Annotated in this window: 1 protein-coding gene; it reads right to left on the bottom strand. The window is 58.8% G+C overall.

Annotated features, from left to right (window positions below; genetic code table 11):
• On the bottom strand, positions 1–599 hold a 599-nt coding region (locus tag ACR0E6_RS22680), incomplete at both ends, for an ABC transporter permease (RefSeq protein WP_480587633.1).

Consider the following 599-nt stretch of genomic DNA (forward strand, 5'->3'; position numbering starts at 1 on the left):
GCTTCGCGCTTTTTGCGCTGTTCCTCGCGCTGCTTTCGCAGCTCTTGGATACGCTGTTCGGCTTCCAGACGTTTTTCCTCTTTGACATTGGCAATGCACTGGGCCGGGTTATACGCGGTCGCCGTGCCGACCACGGTAATCGTGGCGACAGCGAACACGACCAGAAGCACAGCAGCCATGTTGCCTGCAAAGAAGCTGGGCAGTTTGATTTTCCCTGCCAACTCCTCGACCGTGGCATTCTTGCGCGCGGCTGCAACCAATTCCTGACGCTTCAGCTTGGCCTCGTTCAGTAGGGCAAAGAACACGGTCAGCGCCACGATGATGAAAGCCAGCGCCGAGATCGACGGCGTGATGCCATAGCGCACTTTCTGCGCCAGTTCGATCGTCAGTGTCGGGTATTCGCCAAAGGTAAAGGTTGTCGTGTTGTAGTTCTCGAACGATGCAAGGAACGCCAGCACAGCCGCCGAAGCGATCGCGGGCCGCATGAATGGCAGCAGGATCTTGCGAAACGCCTGTGCGTGGGTTGCACCAAGGTCCAGAGCGGCCTCGGTCAGCGCGATGTCGTACCGTTGCAGCCGCGCCACCAGAACCAGCATGCA

This window comes from Ruegeria sp. AP12 (assembly GCF_056540025.1).